Annotated in this window: 3 protein-coding genes and 1 pseudogene; all 4 read right to left on the reverse strand. The window is 73.5% G+C overall.

The window, feature by feature from the left end:
• Nucleotides 1–166: 166 nt before the first annotated feature.
• The gene (locus ACZ7EC_RS11125; RefSeq protein WP_471060828.1) at nucleotides 167–13,987 is read right to left on the reverse strand and encodes a WXG100-like domain-containing protein; all 13,821 of its coding nucleotides are present in this window, start codon (nucleotides 13,985–13,987) and stop codon (nucleotides 167–169) included.
• A complete protein-coding gene (locus ACZ7EC_RS11130; RefSeq protein WP_471060831.1) occupies nucleotides 13,984–14,349 on the reverse strand; it encodes a WXG100 family type VII secretion target in 366 nt (121 codons plus the stop codon). The genes ACZ7EC_RS11125 and ACZ7EC_RS11130 overlap by 4 nt, the downstream gene beginning before the upstream one ends.
• Nucleotides 14,350–14,397: 48 nt before the next feature.
• Nucleotides 14,398–14,838 carry a YbaB/EbfC family nucleoid-associated protein gene (locus tag ACZ7EC_RS11135; protein ID WP_471060834.1) on the reverse strand — a complete coding sequence of 147 codons (441 nt, stop codon included), beginning with the start codon at nucleotides 14,836–14,838 and terminating at the stop codon, nucleotides 14,398–14,400.
• 97 nt (nucleotides 14,839–14,935) lie between these two features.
• A pseudogene (locus ACZ7EC_RS11140) lies at nucleotides 14,936–16,679 on the reverse strand (hypothetical protein); the annotation flags it as partial.

A 16,679-nucleotide genomic window follows, 5' to 3' on the forward strand; every position in this document is an offset into this window, starting at 1 on the left:
GCGTTCGCCCTGCTCAGGCCGGGTGGGACCGGTTAGGTGGTCGGAGCCTTGCACCTCAGTATCGGCCTTGTGGCCGGGAAGGTCATGTGCGCTGCGGCATTCTGCCCGGCCGGGCACCGCCCGAACCCGCCCCCGCGGGGCGCGTCGTGGCGCCGGCCGGGCGTGCTCACCGAGCGTCATCCGCCCCCGGCCGGGGCAGCTCGACCACGATGAACGCCTGCCGGCGCGCCGCCGCCGCGTCGGCTTGCGCGGGTGTGCCGAGGGGCGGTGCGTTGCCCTCGGAACGGGTGGCGACCTCGATGTCCGCCAGGAGCGTGACGGCCTCCCCGCCGGCCTGGAGCCGCGCCAGGTGGACGGCGAGCGCCGAGCGGAACACCTCCGCCACCCCGTCCGCGCGCTCCTGCCCCCGCCGCAGCGCCTCACCGAAGTGCGGGAGGCCGCCGCGCATCCCGTTGGCGTGGCCGACCACCACGACCCGCGGCGGCGGGAAACCCGCACGCGTGTTCGCCGCCGCGGCCCACGCCACCTCGGCGGCCAGCCGGTGCACGGTCTCCCGCTGCGTGCCGGTCAGCTCCGCCGAGCCGTCCGCGAACGCCACCCCGCCGATGGTGAGGCGTTCGCTGCGGTACGACGGCGGGGGCGGGGCGGCGAGCCGGGGCTCCGGGGCCGGTGCCGTCGGCCGGTGGTCTTCCGGGGACCGCGCCGCCCGCTGGGCCCGTGTTTCCGTCGGCTGGTGCCGCGTCGGGGGTGCCTGGTGGGGCGCTCGGGGTGCTCGAGGTGCCGTCTCGGAGGGGTCCGGGACGGACCGGCGCGGGCTCGTGGGGGTGCCGGTGGAGGTGTCCTCCAGGTGGGGATCGTCCACCGCGACCGTCGTACGGCGGCCCTGCGCCCGGTCGCCGCCCGGCGCGGCGCGCTCGGTGGAGACCTCGACCGGGAAGTCGGCCGCGGTCAGCCGCCGCTGCGAGACGCCGTGCTGGTAGTTGACGAGATACCGGTCGAGCCGGTCCCGCAGCTCCCCGTGCACGGCCTCGGCCCGCTGCCGCGCGGCCTCGGGCAGCACCCCGCCGAGCGTGGGGCGGCGGGCGTTGCCGCGCCCGGTCACGGTGATCCGGGGCAGCGGCAGACCGTTGTGGTGGTTCCACAGCCCGGCGCGGGTCGCCAGCTCGGCCACGTAGTTGAGCTTGCGGCCCTCGTCCCGGCTGATCTGCCGGGAACCCTCGCGGAACTCGATGTCCACCCGAGGGAGCCGGTGGCCGTGCACGATGACCGAGGTCAGCGGATTGGCCTCGGCCGACGGATGGGAGGTCAGCAGGTCCGCGCTGACCTCGTGCATGGTCTCGCCGGGCCGCTGGGAGAACATCCGGAAATGCCACAGGTCGCTGCCCTTGGACAGCTCGGCCGCCTGCTTCATCCGCGCCTCGGCCACCATGACCGCCTTGTCGTACGCGGTGCCGGCCGCCGTGCGCTCGGGGCTGCCCGCGGCGGCCGCGTCGCGGACCTCCCGCGCATCCGCCGCCTTGGCGAGCGCGTCCGCGAGGGCCAGATGGCGCTCCAGCCGCTTGACCCGCGTCGCGTCCGCCGTGCCCGTGCGGGCGCTGTCCAGCTCGTCGGCGATGGCCTCGTGCAGCCGGTGGAAGCCGTCCGGGCCGGTCTGGCGGAGGTTGTGCGCCACGGCCGACTTCACGATGGCGGCGACATGGGCGCGGCGGGCGAAGTTCTCCAGGGTGATCTGGTGCCTGCCGTCCTCGCTGGCGAGCACGACGGCGGCGAAGTGGTAGCCGAAGTGGCTGCCCGGCGGCTCGCCCGGCTTGGCGTAGTTGTGCGCCAGGCTGGGCAGGCCCTCTTCGTCGAGGGCGTTGATCGAATGGACGAGATACGCCTCGCCGACCTTCGCCCAGGCGTGCTCGTTGATGCCGATCTCGCGCGCGGCGGCCGACAGGTTGTCGCGGCGCGGATTGTCCAACGGGTCGTAACTCAGCGCGCTGCCGTACGACTTGCCCGGCGTGGGGCCGTCGCTCTCGGCGATGAACCGGTCGTCCCGGCGCACCTGCCGCGCCGCCCACGTGGGATCCAGCGTGCCGGGCCTTCGGCCGTCGGCCACCAGGCTGAGGGACTCGGCGAGGTGGTGGATGCCGGTGACCTCGGTGCGGCCCAGCGCGTTGATCGGCGCCTTGGCGAGCCCGGTGCCGTCGGGGCTCCGGAAGACCACGTGCGAGGCGGCGACGTTGCCCGAGACCATCTGGGCGAAGTCCCGGCAGATCTCCTCCTCCGACTTTCCGGACCGGGTGAGGAACCGCGGGGTGACGCGCGCCAGTTCGCGATGGCCGCCCTGGCCGTCGCCCACCCGCAGCTTCATCTCTCCGGGCTCCAGTCGCACCAGGCTGCCCGCGAGGGCCAGTTGGTGATTGGCCGACTCGATCGCCCTGGGGGAGGCGAACACCTGCTGCCCGTAACCGCCTTGCCGGTGTGCCAGCGAAAGATCCCCGGAGACGTGGAGCGGCGGATGATCGCTCACCAGGGTCTGCTGATGCCCCTGCGTCGGCACGATCAGCCGCGGTACGTCACCCGAGCCGTCCGGGCCGTAGTCGAAGCCGGTCTGCCGCATGCCGGTCGGCTCCTCGAACAGCACCGTGTCAGGCTCGGCGCCGATCACTTCGTAGTCGCTGGTCGTCAGCGGGCGGGCGCCCAGCCGGTCCAGCAGGTTCGCCGGGGTCAGGGGCGAGGTGTCGCCGCCGGGGTGCGGGAGCAGCTTGGCCGCGTAGTCGGGGCCGCCCGGATCGTGCTCCGGGCCGGGGGAGTCGAACAGGTCCAGCGGTCCGCGCGCATCGCCCATGTGCAGCGTCCAGTCGCCGTCGCCGCCGCTCAGATCGAGGCGTTCGGTGCCGGTGCGCCAGTCGAGCGTGGGGCGCACCTCGCCGTTGGTCGACCACACCGCCGTACCGGCCCGGTCCGCCACGAGCTGCGCGAGGCCCTGGTCCTGCGCGCGCGGGACCAGCAGCAGGATGTCCTGGCCGGGGTCGCGCAGCGGGTCGCGGGCGACGAGCTCGGCGAACTCCGCCGGGCCGGACACCCGGACCGTACGGCCGTCCACCAGCAGCGACAGGCCGTCCCCCGGCGTGCCCAGGGCGGTGACCACGTACGGCCGGCGCCACGGCGCCGGGTGCTCGGTCACCGTCCCGTCCGGCCCGGACACCGTGTAGCTCGACAGGTCCGGCGGCACCGCCCGCGCCCCCGTCCAGTCGCGGCCGGTGGTCTCTCCGGAGGCGTCCACCAGCGCGGTGTGGTGGTCCAGGGCGCCGTGCTCGGTGGCCAGGTAGTGCGCGCCGAGTGCGGCGCCGTCGCGGGTCGACTCGGGCCCGGCGTGCGCGGTGAGGGCCAGCAGATACCGGTAGTCGTCCGGGCTCGGCGGGCCGTCCAGGTGGAGCACCTGCTGGGCCAGCAGCTCCAGATGCGGCTGGTGCTCGGCGTCCGGCACGGGGTGCGCCAGATCCATCGACTGAAGGGTGAGCAGGGCGTCGTGGGCACGGTCGTACGACTGCTGGTCGAGCGTCTCGCCGTACAGTCCGTCCAGCCACGCGTACTCCTGCCGGCGCTCCCGCGTGTACTCCTGGAGGATGTCCGACCAGTCCAGCTCGTCCTCGTCGCCGTGCTCCACCGGGTCCTCGGACTGCGGCATCCGCGGGTTCTGGGCCGTGTGCTCCCCGGCGGAGTCCGCGTCGGGGTCGGTCACCGGGTCCACCCACACATGCCGCCGGGTCACCGGCTCGGCGGCGTCACGGGCCTGCTGCCAGCGCGGGTCCCGCTCCGGGGGGACGGTGTGCGACGGCTCGCCGCCGGTGTGCGCGACGGAGTCGGGTACGTCGCCGACGAGCGCCCCCAGCAGTTGGAGGTGGCGGCCGCGCAGCCCGCCCTGGGCGAGGCCGTGCGGCGCAGGCTGGTGGAAGTCGCCCAGCAGACTGCCCGCCACCTGTGCCCGGCCCGGACCCCCGGTGTCCTCCCGGTACTCGTCGCGCAGCCCGAGCTGATGGCCCAACTCGTGTGCGTAGGCGACGGGTTCGGCATCCGGCCACCAGGTGCGCTGGTCCATCGGACGGTCCCGGTCCGCGAGGTCGACCACCAGATGAGGGTCGGCGTCCACGGGCACGCGCTCCACCGTCACGTGCAGCAGGCTGCCGTTGGGCAGACGGTGGCCGGGCCGGTTGTAGAACTCCTCGGTGCCGCGCTGGAGTTGGCGCCAGGCGGTGTCCGGGTCGTGGCCCGAGCCGTCCCGGAAGGCGATCCGCACGGTGAGATCGGTGACGGGGGTGTCGCCGACCCGGAAGACACGGGCGTCGAAGGCGGAGCGGACCACGAAGCGGGGGGCGCGGTTCAGGGGGCGGCGCGGGGTGGCGCCCGCCGTGGCCTGCGGGGCCTTCGGCGCGACCTCGTCGGCGAGCGGCGGCTCGGTCTTCGGCGGTGCGGTGGCGGCTGTCGGGTGCGTCGGGGTGCGGCTCGCGTCGTAGTGGTTGCGGCCGTTGTAGTAGACGTCGACCGTGTGGTCGCCGTTCTGCGGTCCGACCGTGCGCAGATGGGCCGTGCCGTCGCCGGTCGACTGGAAGGTGCGCAGCCGGATGCCGACGGTGTGGGCCACGAGTGCGGGGAACATCTCGCCCTCGTCGGTGTTCCAGGCGTCGTTGCCCGGCACCCAGTTCCGCACGGCCTGGATCAGCGCCTGGTGTTCGGCCGGGGTGAGCGGCTGGTGCAGCGCGGTGTCCACGACGGCGCCGGTCAGGCGGTCGTGGCTGTCCACGTAGTCGAGGCTCAACGGGCCGGTGCGGCCGGTGACATACGCGAACTGGGCGTGCGGGGCGAGGGCGTCGTCGCGCAGCCTCCAGCGGCCCCGCGCGTCCGTCGTCTCGGGCACCTCGGCGGCCGCGCGGTCGGCCGCGTCCTGCGGGGTGAGCCGGTGGGGAGGGCCCGTCAGCTCCTGGGCGCGCGTGTCGACGTAGAGGGTGCGCAGTGCCTGGGGGCTGAGCCAGTCGGGCGAGGTGACGTGGTCGACGCCGGCGTCGTGCAGACGCTGCTGCAACTGCTCGAAGGATTCGCCCTGGAGCGCTTGCCGCAGCTGGTTCTCCTGGCTGCGGCGGTACAACTCGGTCACGTCGAAGGGCAGATCACCCGGTCGGGAGGACTGCACCCGGTCCAGCACCATCTGGTGCAGATTCCGGGCGGCCCGGCCCAGCGGGCTGTCGGCGCCGACCCGGCCCCGCTGGGTGCGGATCTGGTGCACGACGGCCCCGTGCTGGGCGCGCGCGTGCTCGGTCGTGCCCCCGTGCAGGGCGCTCGGCCAGTGCTCGGGCGGGGTGCTCGCGATGACGGAGTACAGGAGGCAGCGGCCGTCACCGGGGACGGGGACGCGGGGCTGGGGCGGGGTGTCGGCGGTGTGGTCCCCGGCGGCCTCGTGCGACGCGGCCGGCTGGTGCGTTTCGAGGGGCCTGGGGCTCTCAGCCGACTCGTGGCTCTCGTCCGGCTTGTGCGTGCCGACGGGCTTGTGGGTCTCGGCCGGCTTGTCTGTGCCGACGGGCTTGTGGGTCTCGGTCGGCTTGTGCGTCGTGTCCTGCTGCTCGGTCTCCTCGGGCGACTTCACCGGCTTCGTGTCCGTGGCCGGCTTCGTGTCCGTGGTCGTGGTCGTGTCCTTGGACGGGGTGGTCTCCTTGGGCGGGGTGGCGTCCTTGGACGTGGTGGTGTCCGCGGTCGTGGACGTCGGCGCGGTCGTACTCGTGCTCGTGCTCGGGTCCTCGGTCTTCTTCGCCGTCCAGTAGAAGACGTGCCCGTCCGTGTGCGCTGTGTTCCCGTACGTGCCGTTCTCGTCGTACTTCTGCGTGCTCAGCCGCACCGGCTGGCGCATCAGCACCTGGGGGCCCTTGAGCGTGGCCTTGCCCGGCTCCGTGGCGGTCGTGCCATGGGGGAGGGCCGGGGGCGGGAGGGTGCGGGTCGGGACGCCGGGTGCGCGGGTGACCGGGGAGCCGCTCTCGAAGGTCTGGTCGCGGTCCAGCTTCAGGGCGCCGGTGGGCATCGGGACGACGACGCTCGGGTTCTTGGTGGTCACGGGCACGGCCAGCGGCGTCAGGTTCGCGTTGACGCCGTTGCTCGCGCTGGTGGCCGACTCGTGCTCGGTGGCCACGGTGATCTCGTCGCTGCCGTCGTCACGGGTGGAGATCTCCTCCGCGTCCCCGGTCGGCTCCAGCCGGACCTGGATGCCGGTCCTGCCATCGCTGCCGAGCGGCACCGTGCGGTAGCCGTTCGCCGTGTCCTTGAGCTGGTGGAAGACCGTGGGCAGGGTGCTCGCGCCCAGCGCCCGGCGCAGCGAGACCTGCTGTTCCAGCGGCAGACGCTGCTCGCCGACGAGGGGGTGGTCGGCGTCCAGACGGGGATCGGACACGAAGGAGCCGAGCAGCTTGGTCGCCGCCTCGGGCGTCATGGCCCCGGCCCAGTGCCCGATCGTGGTGGCGGCGGAGCCCAAACCCCACGAGATGGCGGCACCCGTCTTGCCCAGCACCCCGTCGCCCCAGGGCCGGGGCGTGGTCAGCACCGTCCGCGCCTGGTCGTACAGACCGGCGTGGTTGTCGAAGCCCACCAGGTCGTGGGCGGAGTCCAGGGACGCCTGCCAGCGCTCCCGGTCCGCCTTGGAGACGACGGGCCGCATCTCGACGCTGCCGCCGCCGTCGAGCACCTGCGGCTGCGCCTCCGGCGGCGTCTGCCCCGGCTGATCCTGATCCTTCGGCCGACCCTGCTGCGTCTGCGGATTCTGCTGGTGGGCGGCGGTCTGCTCGGCGGTCCTCGTCAGGGACTCGGGCACATCCACGTGCACCCGCCAGTCCGGTTCCACGGGGCGCGGCTTGACGAGGTTGACGAAGCGGCCGTACTCGGTGCGCCGGGTCACGGTGACCTCGAAGCGCATACGGTTGCCGAAGCGCACCGTGTCGCCGAACTTCGACGTCTTGTGCTCGACCTTGGTGGTGACCCCGGTCTCGGCGCTCTTGCTCCGGCTGCCCTCCGCGCCCCCGGTCGGCGCCCAGGCGACGTTGCCGAGACCGGGCTTGTTCTCCTCGGCCTTGACGGCGGCGGCGTCCTGGCCGGGCTTGGGCTTGACGACCGGGGCGTAGGAGATGCGGAGGTTGCCGTCGGCGCCCAGCGACCAGTTGTGCCCCGCGCTGCCCTTGACGGTCTCGGCGAGGCCGACCTTGCGGGTGGTGTCCCCGGTGGAGTGGTTGCCCTCGTCGGTCCACTCGTCCCGCGGGACGCCCCGTACCAGGACCTCGGTGATCACGCGCTGGGTGCGGGACTCGTGCACGTGGTAGTCGAGGATGCCCCGGCCCACCAGGTCCTCGTAGTTGGCCGACAGGTTCTCCGGCGAGAAGGTGTCGGCGAACGGCAGCGCGCTCTCGGGTACGTCGGACACCTGGTCGAGTCCGCGGATCTGCCGGTCGATCTCGCCGAGGATCTCGTCGGAGCGGGGGATCTCGGCGGTGGCTCCGCCCAGCAACCCCTGGGAGAGCAGCGGGGCTTGGCGGGTGCCGGTGGTGTCCGGTGCCTTCGCGGGGTCGTCGCCGAGGTGTCGTACGTCGTCGTCGGAGAGCAGCACCAGCACCCGGTGCTTGCTGTGCTGCGGGTCCCCGAGGGTGATGTTCCCCTTGGCGTCGGTGACCCGGCCCTGGACGGTGACGTCGGCGTCGGCCTCGTACAGGTGCCAGGTGCCCTTGTACGCGGCCTTGCGCGAGGTCGTCATCTTCTGCTTGACGTTCTCGCCGCTGTTCGTCCCGGCGCCGCCCTTGCCCTTGACGCCGCCGCGCACCTGGAGGGAGGCGTCGGGGCTGTCCTTGGACGGGAAGCGGGCGGCGTCGAAGCCGAGACCGGCCTTGAACGCGCGGGTGTTCTTGTCCGCGATCGCCGTGGACACGCTGGACTTGGTCTCGATCTCCAGCTTGCCCTCGCCGGGCAGCGTCTCGCGGAAGCGGAACGCGCTCAGGCTGGTACGCGTCGAGAGCCCCACGGTGTCCCGGTTGCGGCCCGAACCGACTTGCTCGTCACCGCTGTTGGCCCAGCCGCCGTGCGAGGCGGAGACCAGGGACCGCAGGTGGTCCTCGTCGGTGAGTCCGTCCAGGGCGTCCTTCAGCTCGGGCACACGGGTGTCCGTCGAGCCGCCGGCCTTCTTCTGGAAGGCGCTGGTCAGGGACTGCTGCGCGGTGTTCCGGAAGTCGTCGGAGGCGGTCACATGGCGGATCGCGTGGCGCTGCGGCAGCACCTCCGCCTTCGGGATGGTGGACGGTGGCGGGTTCTCCGCGGTCGCCTCCGGCGTGCGCGCCACCTCGACGGTGAGCCGGCCGTCCGGCCGTACCTGCTTGATGTGCTGCATGTGCGGGGACGGCGCGTCCGTGGACAGGTGCGTGGTCGGCTGCTTGGGGTCTTCCACGCCGAGCATGACGTGGTACGTCACCGGGTGGGCGTACGTATCGGTGTCGGCCTCCAGGGAGAACTGCCGTTTCACCTCGGTCTCGGCGCCCATGGTGATCCCGTGTGAGGGGTTGTGGGCGGTGATGTCGAGGCTGCCGATGGTGAAACCGCGGGTCACGTCCGGGTGGTCGAGCGAACTGCGTACGTTCCCGCCGAGGTTGACGACGTGCTTGGTGCTGCGGGTGACGGACTTGTCGGCCCCGGTGGTCCGGGTCTGCGCGGCCTTCGTGGTCGACTTCCCCGAGCCCTGGTGGTCGCCCTTGCCGGGCTCGGCCTTGATGAGGATCTCGTGCGTGGTGCCCGAACGCCCCGGCAGGTGGGGGCCCTTGAGGGTGATCCGGTAGGTGCCGTCCAGCAGCTTCGATCCCGCGCCGCGCAGCTGGGAGGGGGCGAGCTGCTGCCGCAGCGCGCGCAGGTTCTCCCACGCCTCGGGGGTCACCCGAGGGTGGTTGCCGGTGCTCGTGCCGGGGCGGATCGCCGCCGGGGGCGGCAGCACACCCGGATGGTCCTGGTGCATCTCCCGCACGATGTGGTCCTCCAGCTCCGTCGAGCCGGGGAGATCGAGGATCGTGGTGCGGGGGGCGGTGACCGGGTCGGTGAGCCGGGCCGGCTCCAGCTGCGGCCGGCTGCCGGTCGTGCTCGGCGGCAGCTCGTGCGGGACGGCGCGCAGCACCTCGCCGTGCTGCGGATCGATGGTGAGGACCACATCGCCGGGCGCGGGTGCCGGCTGCCGCTCGGACGGCGGCGGGCTGTGATCGCCGATCTTCGTGGTGGTGGTGGAGTGCAGGCCGTCCGGCCCCGGCTGGAAGTGGTGCCGGATGAGCTGGACCCGCAGCCGTACCTGCGTGGCGACCAGGTCGGCCTTGCCGGTGTGCTCGCGGCTGGACTCGGTGCCGATGGCGTTCTTGCCCTTGACGCCGTGGGCGAGGCTGCCGGAGCCGGTGTAACCGGCCGTGCCGGTCAGCCAGGTGGACTCCTTGCTGCCGTCCGTGGCCTTCCACACCTCGCCGGTGGCGCCGCCGCTGAGCCCCAGGGACCAGGAGCTGTTCTCGGTACGGCTCTGACCGTGCTCGCCCGTCGCCTTCGAACCCAGCGTCGCCTTGTCGTCCACGGTGTGCAGGGCCTGGGAGCCGTCCGGCTCGACCGTCAGCAGCAGGTGGGCCTTGCCGCCGTCGCTCAGGGTCAGCGGCTTGGACAGCAGGCCGGGGCCCGAGGCGTGCTCGAACTCGTTGACGATGTTGGACGGTTGGAAGAAGTCCTCGATGTCCTGGTGCGCGATGCCGTCGGGGCGCGCCTCGCGCGGCAGCGCCTGGTAGACGGCGTCGCGGGCCGTGTCGAGGCCGGTGATCGACACCGGGTGCCCGGAGGCGGGCCGGTTGGCGCGGTTCCTGGCCTGATCGGAGTCCCAGCCCTGCCAGCTGCGCGGGCGGTCCTTGTCCAGCTCCAGCGGCCGGGGCACGTCGGCGCGGACCTGCCCCTTGATCTCGCCGTCCGCGCCGGGGGCGTGCAGCGGGGTGCCCTGGTGGTCGGTGACCTTCACCTGGTACGTGAAGTCGGAGGTGTAGCTGTCCGTCTTGCCGGTGAAGGCGAACTGGTTCGCCGTCTGGGTGGCGGACTTGACGGTGGTCTCGCGGCCGTGGGTGGCGCCGCCCAGCTTGCCGGACGGGGTGACGAGAGCGGACAGCTGGGGGTTGACGGGCCGGACGATGGTCGGCCCGAACTCCAGGCCCGCCTCGGAGGAGGTCATCTCCGTCTTGCGCGGGTCGGTCTCGTGCGTCGACTCCACGGGCACGTCGAAGCCGTCGCCGTCGTTGTCCTTCGCGGCGTCCTTCGTCGGGTCCAGCCGCCAGGCGGAGGCGGTCGCCTTCACCTCGACCTCGTAGGGCTTGCCGTCCACGGGCACGGTGAACCGCCAGCCGCCGTTGACCATCTGCCCGTGCTGTTTGCGGAAGTTGGCGGGATCGAAGGCCGCGTCCAGACGCTGGGTGACGGAGGTGTCCCCGGCGTGGCCGCCGAGCAGGGTCGCCACGCGGGTGCGTACGGCGTCCGGGCCCGGATCCTCGGTGATCTTCTTCCCGGCGAGCCCCTGGACGTGCCGCCCGTCGAGGACGGCATCGGGCTGCTTCTCCTGGGGCTTCGGCTGCTCCTGCGGCTTTTCCGTCCAGGTGAGTCCGGCGTGCTCATGGCCGGGGACGGGGTGCTGGGAGGGGTGGGCCGGGTCCTCGGCCTCGTGCGGCTGCTCCTTCTGGGCCTGGAGCTGCCCGCCCTCCTGCTGGGCGCCCTCGTGCTGGCGGGCGCCGGGATGCCGGGCGGGCTGCTGCGGCTCGGCGGTGGCCTTCGCGTGCTGGTCGGTGGAGTCGGAGACGGGGGTGTGGCCCGCGGGGGCCTTGAGGGCGTCCGTGGACGCGGTGTCCTCCACGGTCTTCGGGTGCTCGTCGGTCCCGGTGGTGATGCGGTCCAGGTGGCCGGGGGACTCGGGGGCGACGGTGGGCCGGGCGAGCTCCTGCCGCAGCGTGCTGGTGCGCTCGTCGTACGTCAGGTGCGAGGACAACTCCGTGCGTAGGTCCTCGATGCGGCGTGAGGTGTCCTCGGGGGCGCCTTCACGCAGGCCGAGCAGCTGCTCGGCGTGCTGCTCCCGCAACTGCTCCATACGGTCGCCGAGTTCGCGCGCCCGATCCTGGCGGGCCTGCTCGCGATCGCGCAGATGCTGGTCGAGCTTGTCGAGGGCTTCCCTGGCCTCGGGCTCGGTCTGCGCCTCCCGGGCCTGGCGGCGCAGCTCGGCCGCGCGCGGATCGTTCTCTCCGTCGTGCAGGGCGTCGAGACGTTCGCGCAGCTCGCGCTCGGAGGGGCGGTCGGGGGTGTCCGACTTCAGCCGGTCCAGGCGCTGTTGGAGCTGCTGGTCCGTGCGGTACTCGTGCAGGTCGCGCAGCGCCCGGCCGGCGTCCTCCGCGGTGGCCGCCTGGTCGACCCGCTCGCGCAGCTCGCGTTCGTGCTCGTCCGCGCCGTCGTTGAGGGCGTCCAGGCGGCGGCGGAGATCGGCCTCGCTGCCCGGAGCCGGGGGCCGCTCGGGCGTCGGCTCGTCCGACTTCAGGTGATCCAGGCGCTGTTGGAGCCGCTGCTCCTCGCGGTGCTGTTCCAGGTCGTGCAGGGCCCGGTTCGCCTCGTCCGGGGTGCGGGCGTTGTCGAGGTGTCCGTAGAGCGCCGTGGTCTCGGGATCCGGGGTGGACCGCAACTGGACGAGCCGATCGTGCAGTTCGGCGTCCTGGCGCGTCGCGTCCAGCTGGGCACGGAGCCGGTCGGCGGTGGGCTGGTCGGTGGTCAGGGCGAGGCGCTGCCGCAGGTCCTCCACGTCCTGGTGGAAGGGGCGCGGGGTGTCGTTCCCGGTCAGCGACTCGGCGGGGACATGGTGCTCGACGTACGACGAGTACTCGTTGAGCCTGCTGTCCAGCAGCTCGGTGTCGCCGGAGCGATGGGCCTGTTCGACCGCGTCGACCTTGCTCTGCCACTCCTCCCTGGAGCCGGTGAAGTGCGTCAGCCGGTCGAAGCCGCCCTGCGCGTGTGCGTGGAAGGCGTCGTAGCGCTGCTGGGTGGTACGCGTCTCGACATGGTCCCGGAACGCCGACAGGTGCTCCCCGGCGCGCTGCCAGTCACCGGACGCGACGGCCTCGTCCACGGCGCGGGTGTACGCCGTGCGGTCGGCCTCGGACATGCCGGCTCCCCGCGCGGCACGGTCCAGGTCCGACACGCGCTGCCGGATGCCGGCGTCGGGCGCGGCGGGCCGGGCCGTCGGGGCCGCCGGCGCCTGGTGGAGCGGGTTCGGGTCGTGGGTGGGCACCGCGACGGAGTCCAGCCGGTGCAACTGCTCGGTGACGTGCGGATCGGGGGTGGCGGATTCGGCGGCGTCGAGGTGCGGGGTCGTACCGGGCTCGTGCTGGGGGACGTCCGGGAAGGAGGGGGCGTGCTCGGTCGTGGGGTCCTGGTGCGGTTCGGCGGCGGGGGACTGGTGCTGGCCGCCGGTGGTGGGGGGTTGGTTGTGGCTGGTGGTGGTGGGGGTCTGGTGCTGGCTGCCGGTGGTGGGGGTCTGGTCCTGCGCGCTGGTGGTGGGGGTCTGGTGTTGGTTGTTGGTGGTGGGGGGTTGGTTGTGGCTGGTGGTGGTGGGGGTCTCGTGCTGGCCGCCGGTGGTGGGGGACTGGTCCTGCCCGCCGGTGCTGGCGGTCTCGTGCTGGCCGCCGGTTGTCGGTGTCTGGTTCTGGCTGGTGGGCTGCTGGGCGCGGGGTGCGCGGGGGGCGACCTCGTCCGTGCGGTGGTCCGTCGAGGAGGTGTGGCGCGACGCGGTGGACTCGGTGGCGACGTGGGGGACCGTGGCCGTCTTCTGGGCGGCGCCGGTGGCCCGGCCACCGGAGTCGGTGACCGTGGCATGCGGGGCGGTGGTCCGCGGGGCGGCGGTGTGCGCCGTCGCGCCGCTGCTTTCGCCGCCGGTACGACCGGCACCCGTGTCGAGCGTCTTGTGGGAACCGGTGCCGCTCCCGGTGCCCGCGCCCTTGTCGCTCAGCCCCGCATTCGGCCCCCCGGTCTCGAAGTCCTCCGTGCCCGGCAGATGCGGGCCGTCGCCGTCGAAGGAGGACTTCGGGAGGTGGAGATCGGGCTCGGACGGCAGATGGATGTCGGGCGTGTGCACCTCGGTGTGCTCGCCCCCGCCGAACCTCCGCCTGCCCCCGCCGCCGCCCATCGCGCCGATGATGCCCGAGGTCAGCGCGGAGCCCATGTCGTTCTCGCCGCCGAAGATCTGGGACATCACCTCGGTGGTGACGATGCTGGACGCTCCGCCGATGACACCCTTGCCGATCAGCGAGGACGCGAACTTCGGCGCGAAGGCCGAGCCGGCACCGGAGAACAGCCCGCCGATCGCACCGCCGATCGCACCGCCCTCCAGGGCCTGGAGCGTGGCGGCGGTGTCCCACTTGGTGCGGTCGCCCTTGAGGAACTGGATCCCCTGGATCACCGCGTCCATGCTCATCATGAACCCGACACCGGTGGCGATGGAGATCAGCAGCCGCTTCAGCAGCATCTTGACGATCATCCGCACGCCGGTGACCAGGGCCGGGATCGCCTCCGGGGCCCAGAAGGCGAGTTCGGCGATCTCGACCGCCAGCCACACCAGCTGGGCGATGATCATGTACTTGGCGTACTCGACCTGCAACCCCGTGTTCCGGCCCAGCTCGCCCAACTGCCCGGCCGCCTGGGCCATATCGGGGAGGTTGGACTTCAACTGCTGGGTGAAGGCCGTGAACTCGTCGGCGACCTGGCCGCCGACACTGTGCAGCACACCGATGGTCGCCGGGTCGATCTCCCGGCTGATGGCGGTCAGCTGGCGCGCGGCGTCGTCCCACGCCGCGCCCAGGCTGCGCAGCTTGTCCTCGTCGCCCTTGGGCCAGTCCTGTCCGACGGCCAGCTTGGCGACCCAGCCCAGTTCCGGGGGCAGTTCGATGCTCATGACTTGCTGTTCTTCACCCGTGTCTCGGCGGGCCGGGCCTCGGTGGTGTGCAACCGCCGGGTCGCCTCGACGTTCTGGTCCTCCATGCGTTCGAGATTGACGGCCATCGTCCTGATGCCGTCGTGCATGCTGTCGACCAGCTCACCCATCTGCCCGGTGCTGTCGATGATCTGCTTGCGGGGCGTGGCGTACTGCTCGTAGAACTGCCGCCCGGTCGCGTCGTCGCCCCAGCACTCGCCCAGCTCGGACAGCCGCCCCTCCAGGCTTGTGCCGATGTCCCGGAACCGCGCCGCCAGTTGCTGCACATACGGCAGCTGGTTGCGCAGCCCGTCGGTGTCGACGTAGAACTCGCCGTCAGCCATGCGTTCCTCCCTGGTTCCCGTGATCGTGGCGGGGCGTGGTGCCCGGCGTCACCGGCCGTCACCGTGGCGTGCGTCCGGCCGCCCCCCGGCGAGGTACTCGCGCACCTCGCCGGGCATGGCGGGTTCCTCCGCGAGCAGCTCGGTGGCATCGACCCTGCCTTCGAGGAGGTCGGTGATCCGCACCCCGGCCGGCAGCCCGTGCGAGCCGACCTCCGCGACGGCCTCCAGCGCGTTGGCGCGGGCCTGGCGGATGGTCGACAGCAGCGCCTCGGAGAGTTCCTTCGGCGCCATCCGGTGGTAGGCGCCGGTGGGGAACTCGATCGCGGTGACCTCGCCCTGCGCGGTGACGGTCGCCTTGACGGCCTGCCGGGGCGCAGTCGCCGTACCGGTCACCTCGTTGATCCGGCGCCGCGTCTCGATGGCCTCCGTGCGCTGCTTGCGGTACAGCGCCAGCAGGTCTTCTATCTCCTGGTCGTAGGGGCTGCTCATCCGAGTCTCCTTGCGTCGTGCGATGGTGCGGCGGCGCGGCGGCGCCGGGCGGCGGGCGCGTGCCCGATGGCCGGCTGCCGCCGGGTGGCGGGTGCGGTCACAGCACCGCCCCGGAGCCGTCGGAGGCCGCCGAGCCCCAGGTGTCGCCCTCCTGGACCAGCAGGTCCGCGATGCCGCGGGACGGCCGCGCCGGTTCCTCCTCGGCCTCCTCCTCGTCCAACGCAGGGTCGTGCGGGGACAGTTCGGCGGTGAGTTCCGAGGGGTCGCCGGCGAACGAACGCAGCGGGACGGCCGGGATGACCATCTCGCCGGGGCCGGCGGGCCCGGACCGGTTGGGGCGCCAGGTGGACAGCCGGGGCCCGTCGGTCTCCTCCGCCGTGGCCCCGGCCGCACCGGACCAGGTGCCCGCGTCCTCCGTCGCGTAGCCGGGCGCCAGCACCTCCTCCTCGTCCTCGGTCGGCACGGACCACAGCAGCGGCACGAACGAGGCCCCCGCGCTGTCCCACGCCGCCGTGTCCTCCGCCTCGGAACCCTCGGCGGGCGTCAACGCCGCCTGCCCGTCCGGGAGTTCTTGCTCCTCCGGCTCGTCCGTGCCGAGGGGCTCCGCCGCACCGCCGTCGCCCACCGGCAGCACGACCAGCGCCGCCGCGTCGTCCTCGTCCCGGTGCGGGTGCCGCCGTTCGGGGGACTCCTCCGCGGAGCCCGCCGCACCCGCGCCGAATGCCGCCCCGGCCACGGCCGCCCCGGCCACGGCCGCCCCGGCCACGGCCGCCGCGGCCGTGCCCGCCGCCACCCCGAGCAGCGCGGCGGGCAACGTGCCCTCGCCCACGCCCTCTTGGGCCGCCACGACCGGACGCCCACCGTCGGCCTCCGCCTCCGGCGTCCACGCCCGCTCGTCGGGCTCCAGCAGACCGGAGGCGTCCGACCGCTCCTCCCCAGCCCCGGCGGAAGCGGCGCCCGCGCCGGGCATCATGCCGGGCATCGCGGGCCCGGACGCACCCCCCACCGAGGCGCCTGCCGCCCCGGCCTCGCCCGCCAGCGCGGCACCCGCCTCTCCGGCCGCGGCCTCGCCCGCCAGCGCGGCCCCCGTCTCCGCGGGCTCCGCGAGCGGTTCCATGGGAGCCGCCGTCGGCCGCGGTGCGATGGGCAGCCCGTCGGAGCCGATCATCACCCCCTCGGTGGGACCGGGCAGCGCGAGACCCTCGCCGCCCGCTCCGGCGCCCCCGGTGATCTCCTCCGGGACTGAGGGCTCTCCGGTCCACGGCTCGCCGTCCGGCTCCAGCAGCCCCGAGGCATCGCTCGGATCGGCCGCCCCCTGCGCGGCGGGGCCGCCCTGCCCCATGCCCGGCATCATGGGCATGCCGTTCATCCCGGCCGCGCCCAGGACCGGGCCTGCGCCGGCCTCCTCGGCGGCGAGCGCGCCGGGCAGCGCCTCCGCCTCCTCGTCCAGCGGCAGCCCGAGCCCGTCGCCGCCCGCAGGGGCGCCGTTGCCGCCGATCTCCTCGCCCAGCTCGGGGTCGCCGGTCCAGGGTGCGGCCTCGCTGTCGAGCAGGCCGCTGGCATCGCTGGGGTCGAGTGCGCCGCTCTGGGGCATGCCGCCCGAGCCCATGCCGGGCATCATCGGCATGCCGCCCATGCCGGGGGCACCCGTGAGGCCCTCGTCGGTGGAGAGGCCGCCGGGGTAGCGTGCGGCCGCTTCCTCGTCCAGCGGCAGTCCGAGTCCGTCGCCGCCCGCCGGGGCGCCGTTGCCGCCGATCTCGTCGGCCACGCTCGGGTCGCCGGTCCAGGGTGCGGCCTCGCTGTCGAGCAGGCCGCTGGCATCGCTGGGGTCGAGTGCGCCG

The sequence above is a fragment of the Streptomyces sp. NPDC037203 genome (assembly GCF_055605065.1).